At 65.4% G+C, this 16497-nt stretch carries 17 protein-coding genes; 12 read left to right on the top strand and 5 right to left on the bottom strand.

What is annotated here, in order from left to right:
- The first annotated feature begins 193 nt into the window (after positions 1–193).
- Complete coding sequence (uvrD, locus tag VGM61_RS02055) at positions 194–2398, top strand: DNA helicase II (RefSeq protein WP_331521043.1); 2205 nt, start codon at positions 194–196, stop codon at positions 2396–2398.
- Here the strand turns inward: uvrD and VGM61_RS02050 are convergent, their stop codons facing one another.
- The 3 genes from VGM61_RS02050 to VGM61_RS02040 are packed head-to-tail and all read right to left on the bottom strand — an operon-like array spanning position 2399 to position 5543.
- Complete coding sequence (locus VGM61_RS02050) at positions 2399–3652, bottom strand: heme biosynthesis HemY N-terminal domain-containing protein (protein WP_331521042.1); 1254 nt, start codon at positions 3650–3652, stop codon at positions 2399–2401. It abuts the gene before it with no gap.
- Complete coding sequence (locus VGM61_RS02045; protein WP_331521041.1) at positions 3649–4782, bottom strand: uroporphyrinogen-III C-methyltransferase; 1134 nt, start codon at positions 4780–4782, stop codon at positions 3649–3651. The genes VGM61_RS02050 and VGM61_RS02045 overlap by 4 nt, the downstream gene beginning before the upstream one ends.
- Positions 4783–4817: 35 nt before the next feature.
- Positions 4818–5543: a uroporphyrinogen-III synthase gene (locus VGM61_RS02040; RefSeq protein WP_331521040.1), complete on the bottom strand. Its 726-nt coding sequence runs from the start codon at positions 5541–5543 to the stop codon at positions 4818–4820.
- A gap of 98 nt (positions 5544–5641) precedes the next feature.
- Here VGM61_RS02040 and VGM61_RS02035 point away from each other — a divergent pair, with 98 nt between their 5' ends.
- Genes VGM61_RS02035 through VGM61_RS02025 form a run of 3 tightly spaced genes read left to right on the top strand, consistent with a single transcriptional unit; the run spans position 5642 to position 7062 of the window.
- Positions 5642–6100 (top strand): YiiD C-terminal domain-containing protein, encoded by a 459-nt coding sequence (locus tag VGM61_RS02035; protein WP_331521039.1) that lies wholly within the window; start codon positions 5642–5644, stop codon positions 6098–6100.
- A 54-nt stretch (positions 6101–6154) separates the two neighbouring features.
- The gene (locus tag VGM61_RS02030) at positions 6155–6568 is read left to right on the top strand and encodes a hypothetical protein (protein ID WP_331521038.1); all 414 of its coding nucleotides are present in this window, start codon (positions 6155–6157) and stop codon (positions 6566–6568) included.
- A gap of 50 nt (positions 6569–6618) precedes the next feature.
- Entirely contained in the window at positions 6619–7062 is a 444-nt protein-coding gene (locus tag VGM61_RS02025; protein ID WP_331521037.1) for a rhodanese-like domain-containing protein, read from the top strand.
- A 3-nt stretch (positions 7063–7065) separates the two neighbouring features.
- On the opposite strand, the gene VGM61_RS02020 is transcribed toward VGM61_RS02025, so the two are convergent.
- Positions 7066–8157: a 2Fe-2S iron-sulfur cluster-binding protein gene (locus VGM61_RS02020; RefSeq protein ID WP_331521036.1), complete on the bottom strand. Its 1092-nt coding sequence runs from the start codon at positions 8155–8157 to the stop codon at positions 7066–7068.
- A 27-nt stretch (positions 8158–8184) separates the two neighbouring features.
- Here VGM61_RS02020 and VGM61_RS02015 point away from each other — a divergent pair, with 27 nt between their 5' ends.
- The 8 genes from VGM61_RS02015 to VGM61_RS01980 all read left to right on the top strand — a co-directional run bounded on the left by VGM61_RS02015 (position 8185) and on the right by VGM61_RS01980 (position 15683).
- A complete protein-coding gene (locus VGM61_RS02015) occupies positions 8185–8637 on the top strand; it encodes a hotdog fold thioesterase (RefSeq protein ID WP_331521035.1) in 453 nt (150 codons plus the stop codon).
- The gene (locus VGM61_RS02010) at positions 8634–9581 is read left to right on the top strand and encodes a serine/threonine protein kinase (RefSeq protein WP_331521034.1); all 948 of its coding nucleotides are present in this window, start codon (positions 8634–8636) and stop codon (positions 9579–9581) included. The genes VGM61_RS02015 and VGM61_RS02010 overlap by 4 nt, the downstream gene beginning before the upstream one ends.
- Positions 9582–9602: 21 nt before the next feature.
- Positions 9603–10040, top strand: coding sequence for a hypothetical protein (locus VGM61_RS02005; RefSeq protein ID WP_331521033.1), 438 nt, complete (start codon positions 9603–9605; stop codon positions 10038–10040).
- Positions 10041–10061: 21 nt separating this feature from the next.
- Positions 10062–11228, top strand: a complete 1167-nt coding sequence (locus VGM61_RS02000) for a class I SAM-dependent rRNA methyltransferase (RefSeq protein ID WP_331521032.1) — start codon at positions 10062–10064, stop codon at positions 11226–11228.
- A gap of 18 nt (positions 11229–11246) precedes the next feature.
- On the top strand, positions 11247–12527 hold the full coding sequence (locus tag VGM61_RS01995; protein ID WP_331521031.1) for an amidohydrolase family protein: 1281 nt from the start codon (positions 11247–11249) through the stop codon (positions 12525–12527).
- 124 nt (positions 12528–12651) lie between these two features.
- A complete protein-coding gene (locus VGM61_RS01990; RefSeq protein ID WP_331521030.1) occupies positions 12652–13068 on the top strand; it encodes an RcnB family protein in 417 nt (138 codons plus the stop codon).
- A gap of 66 nt (positions 13069–13134) precedes the next feature.
- A complete protein-coding gene (locus VGM61_RS01985) occupies positions 13135–13488 on the top strand; it encodes an RcnB family protein (protein ID WP_414694778.1) in 354 nt (117 codons plus the stop codon).
- Between the two features lie 146 nt (positions 13489–13634).
- Positions 13635–15683 carry a sodium-translocating pyrophosphatase gene (locus VGM61_RS01980; RefSeq protein WP_331521029.1) on the top strand — a complete coding sequence of 683 codons (2049 nt, stop codon included), beginning with the start codon at positions 13635–13637 and terminating at the stop codon, positions 15681–15683.
- 139 nt (positions 15684–15822) lie between these two features.
- Here the strand turns inward: VGM61_RS01980 and VGM61_RS01975 are convergent, their stop codons facing one another.
- Positions 15823–16482, bottom strand: coding sequence for a CGNR zinc finger domain-containing protein (locus VGM61_RS01975; RefSeq protein WP_331521028.1), 660 nt, complete (start codon positions 16480–16482; stop codon positions 15823–15825).
- Positions 16483–16497 lie beyond the last annotated feature (15 nt).

Here is a 16497-nt window from a genome sequence, read left to right as displayed (position 1 = left end):
CGACCGCTCCCCCGGACGCAACAGCGGGTTGTGGGGAGAGCGGGATTTTGCTTTGCAAGGCCGCCTCAGGAGTCGGAGGGAGCGGTTGGGTGTCACCCTGAGAACGCTTCCGCAGGGAGGCGAAGCCGACTGAGGACTTAGCGACGTAGCGCCATCCGACCGCTCCCTCCCCGCCACGCGATAGAATCGGAGGATGGATGTTTCTCATTTGCTTGATGCGCTTAACGATGCGCAGCGTGAAGCGGTTAGTGCCGAGCCGGGCCACTACCTGGTGCTGGCTGGTGCGGGGTCGGGGAAAACCCGTGTATTGACGCACCGCATTGGCTGGCTCACGCAGGTGCTGGGGGTGCCGCCCTGGGCGGTGTTGGCTGTCACCTTCACCAACAAGGCCGCGGGCGAGATGCGTTCGCGTCTGGAAGGGCTGATCCCCGGTGGTACGCAGGGCCTTACCGTTGGCACCTTTCACGGCATCGCGCATCGACTGCTGCGCCGGCATTGGCGCGAAGCGGGGCTGGTGGAGGGGTTCCAGATCCTCGATTCGGACGACCAGCAGCGCCTGGTCAAGCGTGTCGTGGCCGGCATGGGCCTGGACGAGGCCCGTTTTCCGCCGCGCCAGGCCAGCTGGCAGATCAACAACTGGAAGGATGAAGGCAAGCGCGCAAAAGACGTCGAACACCGAGACCATCCGGTCACCCGTACCTTCGTGGAGATCTTCAAGGCCTACGAAGACGCCTGCCAGCGGGCGGGTTTGGTCGACTTCGCCGAGCTGCTGCTGCGCGCGCACGAATTGTGGCTGAAGGATCCGCAGGTACTGGAGCACTACCGGAATCGCTGGCGGCACCTGCTGGTCGACGAATTCCAGGACACCAACACGCTGCAATACGCCTGGATCCGCATGCTGGCCGGCGACACCGGCAAGGTGTTCGTGGTGGGCGACGACGACCAGGCCATCTATGGCTGGCGTGGCGCGCGGGTGGAGAATGTGCAGCAGTTCCTGCGCGATTTCCCCGGTGCGCGGACTATTCGTCTTGAACAGAACTACCGCTCCACCGCCATCATCCTGAAGGCCGCCAACAGCGTGATCGCGCGTAACGGTGGGCGCCTTGGCAAGCAGCTATGGACGGCCGGCGACGAGGGCGAGCGCATCGCGCTGTATGCCGCTTATAACGAGCAGGATGAAGCGCGTTTCGTCATCGAGCGCATCCGCGAGCACATCGCGGAGAAAGGCCGTGCCCGTGACTGCGCCATCCTTTATCGCTCTAATGCGCAATCGCGCAACTTCGAGGAACAACTGATCCAGCGCGATATTCCCTATCGCGTGTACGGCGGGCTGCGTTTCTTCGAGCGCGCGGAAATCAAGGATGCGCTGGCGTATCTGCGCCTTACCGCCAATCGCCACGACGATGCCGCCTTTGAGCGCGCGGTGAACACGCCCCCGCGCGGCATCGGCGACCGTACGCTGGAGGAACTGCGCCGCCGCGCGCGCGGCGAGGCTACCTCGATGTGGGAAGCGGCGCTGTCCGAACTCTCCTCAGGCTCGCTCGCGGCGCGTTCGAAGAATGCCGTGAAGGCGTTCCTGTCGATGATTGAAGAGATGGCGCGCAGCTTCGGCGGCCTGCCACTGGATGGCGCTGATTCGCCCTCCGCGTTGAACCTCGCCGAGCAGATCGAACACGCCATCATGCATACCGGCCTTCGCGATTATTACGAACGCGACAGCCGCGGCAATGCCGAATCCCGGGTGGAGAACCTGGATGAACTGGTGAACGTGGCCAGTCGCTTCGAGCCCACGGCCGACGACATCGATGCGGGCCTTACCGAACTTACCGCATTCCTGTCACACGCCTCGCTGGAGGCCGGTGAAGGCCAGGGTGAGGCCTGGGACGACTGCGTGCAGCTGATGAGCCTGCATTCGGCCAAGGGCCTGGAATTCCCCGTTGTGTTCCTGGTGGGCATGGAAGAGGGCCTGTTCCCCAGCCAGCGCACGGTGGAAGAAGACCGCCTGGAAGAAGAACGACGCCTGGCCTATGTGGGCATCACCCGCGCCCGCGATCGCCTGTTCGTGACCCATGCCGAATCACGCCGTATGCATGGCAGCGAGATGCTGGCGCGGCCCTCGCGATTCCTTGGTGAGATTCCAGCCGAACTCATCGACGAAGTGCGGCCGCGCGTGCAGGTGTCGCGGCCTGTCTACGGCGGTGCCGGCAGCGCCTATGCCGCGCCGGTAGTCGATAACCTGCCTGTGGCGCTGGGTTCGCGCGTCTCGCATCCGAGCTTCGGCGAGGGTGTGGTGGTGAGTGCCGAAGGCGGTGGTGCCCATACCCGGATCCAGGTGAATTTCACCGATGCCGGTTCCAAGTGGCTGGTGCTTGCCTACGCCAACCTCACGCCACTGTAGTTATTTCGGCAGGCGCGGCACGCCGTGCACGTCGCGTTCTTCCACGGCCACCGGCCGGGTATCGATGCGGCTGGCATGCACCGCAGGCAGCGGTTCAGCCGCCTCGCCACGGGCGATCGCCAACGCATTGCGATAGCAGCGGTGGGCGAGACTCGTTTCACCCTGCCCCACGCAGGTATCTCCCAGCGCCTCCCAGGCCAGCGGGTCCGGAGCCAGCGCCAGCGCACGCTCGAGATAAGCCCGTGCCTTGCCCCACAATTTCAGGCGCACGCACATGCGGCCAAGCGTCGTAAGTAGCGAGGCATCGTTCGGATGCGCGTCGAGCCAGCCCTCGGCACGGCGCATGCGTGTTTCGATGTCGTCAACACCAAGCGCGCCATAGGTGGCTGCCAGGGAGGACGACCACTCGCGGCGCAGCGATGATTCCACTTCGTCCATCGCGGCGAGATTCTGGCCAAAGCCCGCGGCGCGGCGTGCATAGGCATCGACCACCGCCGCCGACCTGCGCTGGTTTTTCGGCAACTGCGACCAGAATTCGGTCAGCGCCGCACCGTCGGGAGCGCGGGCAATGGCCATCTGAAGAATGCGGTTCTCAAGGTCTGCGAGCTGTTTCGTCGATAGCACGCCGCTCTTCTGCAGAGGCTCAAGGCAATCGCGGGCACGACGGGTGTCACCTGCGAGCACCGAGGACTCGGCCAGTTCCACCCAACCCGCAGGCGGCAGGCTGCGGCTATCCGCGTCGGCTGCCAGCAGCGCGACCGATTCCTGCGGACGGCCGTCAAGCCGAAATAGCCGCGCACGCACGATGCGCGCGGTGGCCGGCGTGATCTGGGCGGCCTGGTCGAGCGATTCGATGGCGCGGGCTTTCTCTCCACGCCGGCTGGCTGCTTCCGCGGCACCGAGCAGCGATGCTGCGCGAAGGGGCTCGTACCGCGAGGCACGGGCGAGATCCCGTTCGGCATCGGCATTACGGCCTTCGAACAGGGCCACGATGCCATCGCTGAAACGGCGACGGCTTTGCCGCCGTTGACGGCGGGTGGTGGCATCGAACGGCCACCGCAGCAAAAACCAAAGCGCGCCGAGCAGGAACCAGATCACCAGCAAGGCAACGATCGCAAAAACCACTGTCGTGGTAATGCGCACACCACGGATGCGCACGAACACCAGGCCTGGGTCCACCGCAATCCAGTGCCAGCCAAAGGCGGCCACGGCCGCCACGAAAATCAACAGCAGTAACCAGCGCCAGGGCTTCATGGCCGACCCTGGGCCGGTGCCGACGAAGCCGCGGCGGGCGCAGCCGGCGCACCATGCAAGGCATGCACGGAACGTGCATTGGACAGTTCCGCCAGCGCCGCGCCCAGCTGCGGCGGAGCGACGTTGCCGGTGGTCTCCAGCAGCATGTCCGCGATCTGTGCGCGGGCCTGGCGCACGCGTGCGTCGCTCGGGTCGAAGTTCCTTTCCAGCGTGGTATCGACGCGGCGGAGGGCATCGGTACGGCCCTTGTCGTCGAATGCGAGCAAGGCGGCCTGGGCCTGGGCAAGGTCGAGTAGTGCCAGTTCACGCGCCAGACGGCCGTCGGCCATCGCCAGCGGGGTGCCGTCGTCGCGCTGGATGCTGATCACACCAGCCAGGGCGTGGCCGACACGACCGAAGAACCCCTGGGCACCTTCATCGGCGACAGGCATGTCCACCGGACGGTAAGGCATTTGTGCAAGGTCGCCGCGCATGGCCGACAGCAGGGAAAGATCATGCGCCATCGCCGGCACCTTCACCTTCGACAGCGCCTCGCGTTCGGCATTGAGGCTTTGCCGCACACCGGAATAGGCACCGTCGTTCACCGCCGCCAGGGCCTGGTCGGCCGAGGTATAGGCGGCGATGGCGCCGCCGGCGTCGTTGAACAGCACGAAGCGCTCGCGGCCCATGCGCAGCAGCGATTCGGCCTCGTCCAGCAACATGGTGTCGTGGCCACTGACGCTTCGCTCGGACAACCTGGCCACGGCGTCTTCAAGGTTGCGCGTGCGTTCGGCATTGCCCAATACGTCTTCGCGCAGCGAACGATTCACGCCATCGGCATCAGCCAGGCGCTGGCGAAGGCCGGCGCGCTCGTCGCGCAGGTTGTTCACCTGCAGGCCCAGGTTGCCGACCTGCTGGCGAAGGTCATCCACCGCACGTCCACCCGCGGCACTGGCCTGTTCAAGTTGCCAGCCGCGCCAGGCGACGTAAGCGGTGCCGGCGAGAGCCACCAGGGCCACCAGCAGGGCCAGGGCGATGGTGCCGCCGCGGCGCGGCGCGGCGCGGCCGATGGAAGCCTGCGAAGGCGTGCGGGGCGATGCCGGCGTGCTGGTCGCGGCGGGCTCGGGCTGGACGGGAGTCGTTTCGCTCATGCATCGCATGCTAGCAGGAGCGCGTAACGGGGTCGTCAATCAGGAACGTGCGCGGCGACATCCAGCAAAGCCTGGCCTTGCGCTGCCGACGCCACGTGGACGATGGCGATGCCTGCGTCACGGGCCATGGCAGCCAGGCGCTCGCTACTTACGATCCAGGTGGCGCCGAGCAGCGCCTGCCACGGCGCCCCGGCCAGTCCCCGTTGGAGGTTCGCCAGGGCCTCGGCGCTGGACAGCAGCACCCGATCGCGCGGCGTGAAGGCGCCGGCGGCGGCGCGATGGCGCGCATCCAGCCGCGCTGGGCCGCGCCGGTACACATGCACTTCTTCGAATTGAGCCGAGCGGTCGCGCAACGCCGCACGCACTATGCCGCGACCGCCCGCTGCACCCACCAGGGCAACGCGTGCATGGCCAAGCTGCGACATGACGTCCATGGCCAGCAGTCCCTCGCTGTCCTCGCGATCGGGAAACCGCACATTCGTGATGCCCGCGCGGGCAAGCGCCTTCGCCGTGCCGGCACCTACAGCGCAGGCCACCGCGGTCGTGGCCAGCGAACGCAGTTGCCGGGCATGGGCCACGGCTGCCGGGCTGGTGAACACGACGACATCGGCGGTCAACGCATGATCAAGCAGGGTGGCAGCGACCCGGGTGTCCTCCACCGTGCGCAGCGAAAGACCGGGCAAAAGCACGGGCATTCCCCCGCGGGCACGCACCGCCGCGACCAGCCCAGCGGCGGTACCGGCCGGTCGCGTGATCGCCACGCGGCGGTCCTTGAGTGAATGATCCGACGTATCCGCCATAAGGCTCCGGAGTCTACCCTGCTTGCCCCCGCCGGCCTGCGGCGGCAGACTGCCGCGCCATGTCGACCGAACCTGGACTACACCTTTCCGCGCTGCTGGCGCGCATCCCCCTGGTGCAGGCCATGCAGCTTCGGCTGCATGCATGGGACTCTGGTCAGCTTGTAATGACCGCGCCGCTGGGGCCCAACGTGAACGACAAGGGCTGCGCGTTCGGCGGCAGCCTTGCCAGCGTGATGACCCTGGCCGGCTGGGGGCTGGTGGAACTGGCCATGCATGCGCGGGGGCTGGACGCTGACATCTTCGTGGGTGAATCCACCGTGCGCTACCTGCAGCCGGTATGGGACGACTTCAAGGCGGTCGCCACGCTGGACGAAGGTGCCACCTGGGAAGCCTTCTTCGACGACTGGGCCCGCCATGCCCATGCCCGTGCGCAGGTGCTGGTTACCGTCCCCGGGCCCGGCGACAAGCCCGCTGCCACCCTGCAGGCACGCTTCGTGGCCAAGCGCCGCAAGGCATGATGCGGCACAATGGGTCCTTCGGATGGGGCTTGAGATCACCAGGGGAATTCACCGATGCGCCGACTTATCCTGATCCTGGCCGTGATGGCAACCGCGCTTGCCGGTTGCGCCAGCGACCGCCGCTCCGATTCCATGACCGAGACGCTCAACCGCTATGGCTCGGTGGTGCGCTGGGGCGACGTCCGCAGTGCCATGTCCTTCGTCGACCCGAAGGTGCTTGAAGCAAACCCGCCCTCTTCGATGGAGATGTCGCGCTGGTCGCAGGTACGCGTGAGCGGCTACGACGAAGGCGTGGGCCCTCTTCCGGGCGACAATCCCAACGAAGTACGCCAGGTGGTGCAGATCGGCCTGATCAACAACAACACCCAGGCCGAGCGCAGTGTGGTGGATCACCAGGTGTGGCGTTACGACGCAGAAAAGCACAAGTGGTGGCTGATGAGCGGCGTCCCGAACATCGCGCCGCAGTAACCGGGCGCCCTGAACCGCTATAATCGCCGGCTACCTGCCTGGACGCGCCGATGAACGACGTGCTGCACAAACTGCCCCAGTTCCTGGGCAACCATCCTTTCCTGCTGGCCCTGTTCGTGGCCCTGGTGCTCGCGCTTATCGTCACCGAGGCCCTGCGGCTCACCCGCAAGTGGAAGGAATTGACCCCGGCGGCGCTTACCCTGCTGATCAACCGCGAGAGCCCGCTGATGGTGGATATTTCCGCCTACGCCGATTACGAAAAAGCCCATATCCCTGGGTCGAAGCACGTCCCGCCCAGCCAGTTCGATCCGGAAAACAAGGAACTGGCCAAGGTCCGCGAACTGCCGGTGGTGATCGTGGACAAGGATGGCCGCTCCATGGACAAGGCCGCCGCACGCCTGGTCAAGGCCGGTTTCACCCGGGTGCACACCCTCGGCGGCGGCGTCGAGGCCTGGCGCCAGGCCCAGCTGCCGCTGGCCAAGGGCAAGAATTAACCGCTAGAGCCCGTGGATCCCGGCGCGGGCGGCCAGGATGCTGGCCAGCACGTCGGGCGCGTATTCGAAGGAATCGAAGTAGAGGCGATCCTCGGGTAAACCCGCCGCCACCAGGCGCTCGCGGCTGGCTGCGATCATCGCCGGCGGCCCGCTCATGTAAAGATCCACGCCGGAAAGGTCGGGCCAGTCTTCGAGCACCGCCTCATGGACCAGGCCCGCGCGCATACCCACCTGGCGGGCCTCATCGGCATCGCTCAACACCGGAATGAAGGTAAGGCCCGGGTGCCGCATGACCCACCCTTCGGCGCGTTCGCGGTCGTAAAGGTCTGGCTCCACGCGGGCGCCCCAGTACACGGTGATCGAGCGCTGTGTCCCCAGGGCCAGGAAATGCTCGACGATGGCCTTGATCGGCGCGAAGCCCGTGCCGCCGGCCATGAACACCATCGGGCGCTCGGTATCCTCGCGGGGAACGAAGGTGCCCTTGGGCCCCTCGATTTCCAGCGTATCGCCTACCGCCAAAGTGGAATCGACATACGCGGTAAAGCCACCGCCGGCCACGTGGCGCACGTGCAATTCGATGCCGTGGTCGTCCGCCGGACTGCTGGCGATGGAGAACGGCCGGCGCTTGCCGTCTTCAAGCACGATATCCAGGTACTGCCCCGGCAACCAGCGCAGCGGTGTGTCATGCACCGGCACCAGGCGCAGGCCGATCACATCGGGGGCCAGGCGTTCCTTGCGCGATACGAGCACCTGGATCCTCACCCTGGGAATATCCTCGACCGACGCCACCTCGCGCGAGGCGATGGTGATGTCGCCAAGGGGCACCGCCTGGCAGGTAAGGATGGAATGGCGCACCTGCTCGGCCGCCGACAGGGCCACCGGGGGATTGCGCGGGTAATCGCATGCGCCCTGCAACAACGTGGCCTTGCAGCTTCCGCAGACACCACCCTGGCAAGAGTACGGCAGGGCTATGCCCGCCCGTTGTGCCGCCTCAAGCACGGTTTCGCCCGGCGCCACGTTGAAGCGGTGGCCGGAGGCTTTCAGGGTTACGGTGTGCACCAGCGCATTGTCGCCAAGCGGGAAGAACCACGACAATGCGGCCCAACGCGCAGGAGATCAAGCATGTCCATCTGGAAACAATCCACCGATCTGGCCCGCATCAATGGCTGGAGTACGAACACAATGATGGCCACGCTCGGCATCGCCTTCAGCGCGGTGGGTGATGACTGGCTCTCAGCCACCATGCCGGTGGACCATCGCACCCATCAGCCGTTCGGCCTGCTCCATGGCGGCGCATCGGTGGTGTTGGCAGAGACTGTCGGCAGCACCGCCGCGATGCTTGCGCTCGATCCGGCTATTGAAGTCGCCGTGGGCCTGGACATCAACGCCAACCATATCCGTGGTGTGCGTTCGGGGCTGGTCACCGGCACCGCGAAAGCCGTGCACCTGGGCCGAAGCACGCAGGTGTGGGAAATCCGCATCGTGAACGAAGAAGATTCCCTGGTGTGCCTGTCACGGCTGACCATGGCCGTGGTGCCTACCCGCAAAGTAGCGCCGGCCGGCTTCGGCCAGTGAGCCACGACGCGCCGTACGCCGCGCTCTCGCCCGACGTGGTGCTACAGGCGGTCGAGGCCACGGGCCTGTGGACCGATGGGCGCCTGCTCACCCTCAACAGCTATGAGAACCGCGTATTCCAGGTGGGACTGGAAGATGGCGGGTTCCTGGTGGGCAAGTTCTATCGCCCCGGCCGATGGAGCGATGCGGCCATTGCCGAGGAACATTATTTCGCGGGGGAACTTGCCGGCGCTGAAATTCCCATGGTGGCGCCGCTGCGATTCGGCCACGACACGCTGCTGCACCATAACGGCTTCCGCTACGCGCTCTATCCGCGCCGCGGCGGCCGCGCGCCCTCGCTGGAATCCTCCGATCAACTCGAGTGGCTGGGGCGCCTGATCGCGCGCATCCACCTGGTGGGCGCGAAGGAGCCTTTCCAGGCCCGTGGCCGTCTTGACCGCAAGACGATGATCACTGAACCGTGCAATGCAGTACTCGCCTCGCCGCTGTTACCCGTGTCGGTTCGCGAATCCTACCGGCTTGCCGCCGCACACGTGAGTGAAGCGATCGATGATCGCCTGGACGCTTACGGACCGTGGCGCGCCCTGCGCCTGCATGGCGACTGTCATCCGGGAAATGTCCTTTGGACCGACGACGGCCCGCATTTCGTCGACCTTGACGATGCCCGCATGGGCCCGGCCGTCCAGGACCTGTGGATGCTTGCCGGCGACGATGCTTCCATGCGCGCACTGCTGGAGGGCTACACCCAGTTCCGCGAGTTCGACGAAGCGGAACTGGCGCTTGTACCGGTGCTCCGTGCCATGCGCCAGGTGCACTACGCCGGATGGATCGCCCAGCGCTGGGGCGATCCGGCCTTCCCGGCCGCCTTTCCTTTCGCAGCCGAACCCCGTTGGTGGGAGCAACACATCGCCGACCTTGGCGAAATCACCGATGATCTGTCGTAGACGTTTTCCCTGGAGCCCCGCATGACGCTTTTCCTCTTCCGCCTGATTGGCCTGGTACAGATTGCCGGCGGTTTCTTCGGCCTGTCGTCGATGACCTATCGCCTGCTGGCCGGTGGCGGCGGGATGCATGCTTTGGTGGACATCCTGGGCGCCGCGCTCTATGCCTTCATCCTGGTGGCAGGCGTGTTACTGGTGTCCAACGACGGTCGCGGCCAGGGCCTGTCGATGTGGGCGCAGGGGCTGCAGGTGCCGTTGCTGTCGCTGCCGTTGATCCACTATGAACTTCACGCCGGCGCCTTCTTCTACCTGATCGTGCACCTGGCTCAGGGCGCGCACCTGGGCGTCGATTACCACGTGGGCACCTACGGCTGGGGCGCCTGGCTCGGTGGGGGCGGATCCTCGCGATTTGGCATCAACCTCCTGGCTGCGGTGTCCTGGCTGATCCTCAAGCTGCGCTAGAGGGTCGGCTATCATGCGTGGATGGATAATCCCGCACTCCCCGTGATCCGCCTTAAATCCGACCGCGCGCCCGGCCATCCCTGGGTGTGGTCGGCCCAGGTGCACAAGCCCGATAGCCGCCTGCCACCCGGCACCGTGGTGGATATTGCCGACAGCCGCGGCAACATCGTCGGCCGTGGCTTCTGGAATGGCCATGCGCGGATCGCGCTGCGCGTGCTGGGCAATGGCTACGAAGCCATCGATGACACCTGGATTGCCGCCCGCATCCGCAAGGCCGTGGCGCTGCGGCGCGAGCTGCTGTCACTCGATGACACAAGCGATGCCTGGCGCGTGGTGCATAGCGAAGGGGATGGGCTTTCGGGCCTGGTGGTGGACCGCTACGCCAACTCCCTGGTGGTGGAATATTTCGCCGCCGGCATGTGGCGCTTCCGTGAGGCCATCCACGCTGCGCTCGCTGAATGCTTCCCGGGAAGCTCCCTGTACTGGTTCGCCGAACAGCACGTGCAGAAGCAGGAATCCTTCGATTGCCGCAGCGGCGAAGCGCCGGAACCGGTGGAAGTGCACGAACACGGCCTGCGCTTCCGCTCGGCGCCGGGCCTGGGCCACAAGACCGGCTTCTTCGCCGACCAGCGCGACAACCGCGCGACCTTCGCGCGCCTGGCCCAGGGTCGGCGCGTGCTGGACCTGTGCTGCAATGCCGGTGGTTTTGCCGTGCATGCAATGGCCGGGGGTGCGGTCGATGCCATCGGCGTGGATGCGGACGCCGCCATCCTGGATATCGCCCGCGGTAACGCTGCGCTCAACAACGTGCAGGCCACGTTCGAGCAGGGCGACATTTTCGAATGGCTGCGTGCGGCGATCGCCGATGGCCGCACCTGGGACGCGGTGGTGCTGGATCCGCCCAAGCTCACCCGTGACCGTACCCAGGTGGTTCCGGCGCTGAAGAAATACTTCGCTATGAACCGCAGCGCGCTCGATGTGATCGCACCGGGCGGCATTCTGCTCACATGCTCGTGCACCGGACTGGTGTCGGAAGGCGACTTCCTGGAGATGCTGCGCCGCGTGTCGCTGAATGCCGGTCGCAGCATCCAGGTGCTGGAAGTGTCCGGCGCCGGCGCGGACCACCCGGTGGCGGCCACGGTACCCGAAGGCCGGTATCTGAAGGCGGTGTTCTGCCGCGTCGATTGATCTACCAGGGGGAACTCCATGGACCTTATCCTGCGTGGCGCCAGCCTTCCCGACGGATGCTCGGGCATCGACATCGGCATCCGCGACGGGGTGATCTCGCACCTTGGACCTGCGCTGGAAAATTCGGCCGCCGAGGAGATTGACGCGCGCGGCCGTCTGGTAAGTGCTCCCTTCGTCGATGCACATTTCCATATGGACGCCACGCTCTCGCTGGGCCTGCCGCGAATGAATATCTCCGGCACGCTACTGGAGGGCATTGCGCTTTGGGGCGAGCTCAAGCCCATGCTCACCGTCGATGCGCTGATCGAGCGCGCCATGGCCTATTGCGACATGGCCGTGGCCCAGGGCATCGGCGCCATCCGCAGCCATGTGGATGTCTGCGATGATCGACTGCTCGCCGTCGATGCCCTGCTGGAGGTTCGCAAGCGTGTGGCGCCCTACCTCGACCTGCAGCTGGTGGCCTTCCCCCAGGACGGCCTGCTGCGTTCGCCGAACGCGAAGGAAAACCTCCTGCGCGCGCTCGATCGCGGCGTGGACGTGGTCGGTGGTATTCCCCATTTCGAGCGCACCGACGCCGATGGCGCCGAGTCGATCCGCTGGCTGTGCGAACTGGCCGCCGAACGCGGCCTGATGGTGGACATGCATTGCGACGAGACGGACGATCCGATGTCGCGGCATATCCAGACGCTGGCGGCGCAGACGATCCGCACCGGGCTGCAGGGTCGGGTCACCGGTTCCCATCTCACCTCCATGCATTCGATGGACAACTACTTCGTATCCAAACTGATTCCCTTGATAGCCGAAGCCGGCGTGCACGCCGTTGCCAACCCGCTGATCAACATCACCCTGCAGGGCCGCCACGATACCTACCCCAAGCGCCGCGGCATGACCCGCGTACCCGAACTGATGGCAGCGGGCGTGAACGTGGCATTCGGCCACGACTGCGTGATGGACCCCTGGTATGCGATGGGTTCGGCCGACATGCTCGAGGTGGCCCACATGGGCCTGCACGTGGCGCAGATGACCAGCCGCGACGGCACGCGCGCCTGTTTTGATGCAGTGACTACCAACGCCGCGAAAGTCATGGGCCTGGAAGGCCATGGCATCGAGGTCGGCAAGCGGGCCGACATGGTGTTGTTACAGGCGGCCGACACCGTGGAGGCGATACGCCTCAAGGCCGCGCGTCTGGCAGTGATCCGCGGCGGTAAAGTGGTCGCCAGCGCTCCGGAACGCGTGGTCAACCTGGACCTCCCTGGACGCCCTGCGGCGCTCCATTTCGAACGCCCTTCCGGAAACTGAACAAAAGCGACGGTACCCTCGCTTTCCACCCCCCTCGTTCAGGTTCATCACCCTACATTGCAGCTGCCGCCCGGCCTTCCGAAAGTTTCAGGAAAGACGCCGGGCTTTACTGGAGGAATTGGCCATGAACCGACTTACCCGCATTGCCGCTGCCGTCGTCCTGGGCTGCGCGAGCCTGTCGGCATTCGCCCAGCACGACAACGATCGGGGACGTGACCATGGCCGCAGCGGCCATGACGACCGTCGAGGCAACGACCACCGTGGCAACGATCACCGCGGTTACGACCATCGTGGTGGCTATGGCCATCGCCCGCCGGCACGCTATTACGGCCATCCGCATTACTACGGCGGCCACCCCGGCCCCTATCGTGGACACTGGGTCCGCGGCCATCGTTACAACGGTCCGGTATATGTCGTAAATAATTACGGTTACTACCGTCTGCGTCCGCCGCCGCGCGGTTACCACTGGGTACGCAACGGAAGCGACTATCTTCTGGTTGCCGTCGCCACGGGTATCATCCTGGACATGGCGACACGTTGATCGATCCCCTTGGCGCGGCCTGCACGCGGGCCGCGCCATGCTTCCCCCTCCCCTTGAGGAAACACCATGAAACCGATCCGAAGCCTGTTGCTGGGTGGTCTGCTGCTCTCGGCCACGAGCATCGCCATGGCCCAACCGCCGCATGACCACGACGGCGACCGTGACCATGACAACCACGGTCACGATAATCGTAATGACCACCGCGATGACCACCACAATAATGGCGGCCATGAACGCTGGTCGCGAGGCCACGCCCTGCCGTCGCAATACCGGGACCGCGGGCACTATGTCACCGACTACCGCACCTATCGCCTGCGCGAACCGCCCCGTGGGTACCGCTGGGTACGCGCCGACAATGATTTCGTATTGGTAGCCATCACCACCGGGTTGATCGCCGACATCGTCGCCAACTCGCAGTAGTCCCCCACGGCTGTATCGGAAAGGGCGGCCCCTCGCGGCCGCCCTTTTTCGTGCGCCGCACAACACCGCAGCACCCAACGTCTGCCTATACTCGGTCGGTCCGTTGCTTTCAGGGGAACGGCTCGACAACCAACGAGGAGGCTTCGATGCTGCAGCAGTACGGCTTGTGGATCGCCCTGGCTTGTGCGGTCCTGGCAGTTCTTTATGGCGCTTTATCCGTTCGATGGATCCTGGCGCAGTCCCCCGGCAACGAACGCATGCAGGAAATCGCCGCCGCCATCCAGCTGGGCGCGCGGGCTTACCTGAACCGGCAATACGCCACCATCGGCATGGTCGGCATCGTCCTTTTCCTTATCGTCGGCTTCGCCCTGGCCTGGTCCACGGCCATCGGCTTTGCCATTGGCGCCATCCTTTCCGGTGCCACCGGCTATATCGGCATGAATGTCTCGGTGCAGGCCAATGTCCGCACCGCGGAGGCCGCGCGTAACGGCCTGGCCAGCGCGCTAAAGGTCGCCTTCCGCGGGGGCGCCATCACCGGCATGCTGGTGGTGGGCCTGGCCCTGCTTGGCGTGGCTGGCTATTACGGAGTGCTGCTGCATTACGGCCTGCCGCAGATGGAGGCCCTGCACGCGCTGATCGGCCTGGCCTTCGGCTCGTCACTGATCTCCATCTTCGCCCGCCTGGGCGGTGGCATCTTCACCAAGGGCGCCGACGTAGGCGCAGACCTGGTGGGTAAGGTCGAGGCCGGCATCCCCGAGGACGACCCACGCAACCCGGCGGTGATCGCCGACAACGTGGGCGATAACGTGGGCGATTGCGCCGGCATGGCCGCCGACCTCTTCGAAACCTACGCCGTCACCCTGATCGCCACCATGCTGCTGGGTGGCGTGATGGCCGAACAGACCGGAACCAACGGCGCGCTGTTCCCGCTGGTGCTGGGCGGCGCCTCGATCGTGGCCTCGATCATCGGCACATTCTTCGTGCGGGCCGGCAAGGGCAAGATCATGAACGCCCTGTACGCAGGTGTGGCGGTGTCGGCGGTCCTCGCGGCCATCGCCTTCTACCCGATCACCCAGGGCCTCATGGGCGATTCGAGCTTCGGCGCGGGCAAGCTGTTCGGGTGCGAACTGATCGGCCTGGCGCTCACCGGCGCCATGGTGGTGATCACCGAGTACTACACCGCCACCGAGTACGGTCCCGTGCGCCACGTGGCCAAGGCCTCGCTAACCGGCCACGCCACCAACATCATCGCGGGCCTGGGCGTGTCGATGAAGTCCACCGCGCTGCCGGTACTGGCCGTGTGTGCGGCGATCTGGGGCGCCTACGACCTGGCAGGCCTCTACGGTATCGCCATCGCCGCCACCGCCATGCTCAGCATGACCGGCATGATCGTGGCCCTGGATGCCTATGGCCCGATCACCGACAACGCCGGCGGCATCGCCGAGATGGCCGAGCTTCCGCCGGAAGTACGCGGCGTTACCGATCCGCTGGACGCGGTAGGCAATACCACTAAGGCGGTAACCAAGGGCTATGCGATCGGTTCGGCGGGCCTGGCAGCGCTGGTGCTGTTTGCCGATTACACCCATAACCTGAGCCAGCACCTTGGCGTGGCGCAGGTGCCTTTTGACCTGTCCAACCACTACGTGATCATTGGCCTGCTGATCGGCGGCCTGATCCCCTACCTCTTCGCCGCCATGGCGATGGAAGCGGTGGGACGCGCCGCTGGCGCGGTGGTGGAGGAAGTGCGCCGCCAGTTCCGCGAAATCAAGGGCATCATGGAAGGCACCACCAAGCCTGATTATTCCCGCGCGGTGGACATGCTCACCCGATCGGCGATCAAGGAGATGCTCGTTCCCTCCCTGCTGCCGGTGCTGGTGCCCGTGGTAGTGCTGTTCCTCTTCAAGTGGCTCGGCGGCAGCGAAGCCGGTGCGCAGGCACTGGGTGGCGTGTTGATCGGCACCATCGTTACGGGCTTGTTCGTGGCGGTCTCGATGACTACCGGTGGCGGCGCCTGGGATAACGCCAAGAAATACATTGAAGACGGGAATTTCGGCGGCAAGGGGTCCGATGCCCACAAGGCTGCCGTCACCGGCGATACGGTGGGTGATCCGTACAAGGACACCGCGGGGCCGGCGGTGAATCCGTTGATCAAGATCATCAACATCGTGGCGTTGTTGTTGGTGCCGTTGTTGTAAGCAGTACTGGCAGATTGCAAAAAAGGCGCCCCGAGAGAAACCGGGGCGCCTTTTTTTAACCCGGAACGGATCTTAATCAGCCGACGGGTGGATTGGTGGTGTTAAACGTAGGCCGGTCCTGAGACCACGACAACTGGCTTCACGCACGACGCTTGGCGGATGCCGCAGCCTTCCCCGCCCGCTCGCGATGCGCTGCCTGCTTGGCCCGGTTGCCGCACACAGCCATGCTGCACCAGCGCCTGGCGCGGCCACGCGTATGGTCGACAAACAATAATGTGCAGGCGTGGCCCTGGCAGGGCTTCACGTCGCTGAAGTTCTCCGTAGTCAGCAAATCCGCGATGCTTCGCGCAATCGGTATCAACAGCGTGTCCGAAGAACGCCAGCGCCGACGCGATTCAAAGGCTAATCCAGTGGCGACACCGCTGCTTGTGCCATCCTGCCTCGCCACGATCTGCCCGTAGCCCTCGTCTCGCGCCAGTATCCGATTGAGCGGATCCAGCGCGCCCACCGCATCGTCCGACAGCGGCTTACCCATGTGTTGAACGACGAAACCACGGAACCATTCCCTGAACGCGCGGGCATGGGTCGCTACGGCATCGAGTTCCCCCGGTGCGGCGGTAGCGCTGAACTGCTCCAGCACCTCCTTCGGCACCAGATGAGCCTGATCCAGCCATGAAAGCAGGCTCCCGCCGTCGCCGATGAATTCCACGGTGGTGTCGACCGGTATGGCAATGGAGTTCAAGAAGTCCAGGCCAAGTGAATCGGCAATAAAGAGTGCTGGGGGGTTTGCCTGGTTCATAAATACTCAATGGGG

The sequence above is a fragment of the Pinirhizobacter sp. genome, assembly GCF_036499745.1.
Classification (GTDB): Bacteria; Pseudomonadota; Gammaproteobacteria; order Xanthomonadales; family Rhodanobacteraceae; genus Pinirhizobacter.
This window is presented reverse-complemented; position numbering and strand designations above follow the sequence as displayed.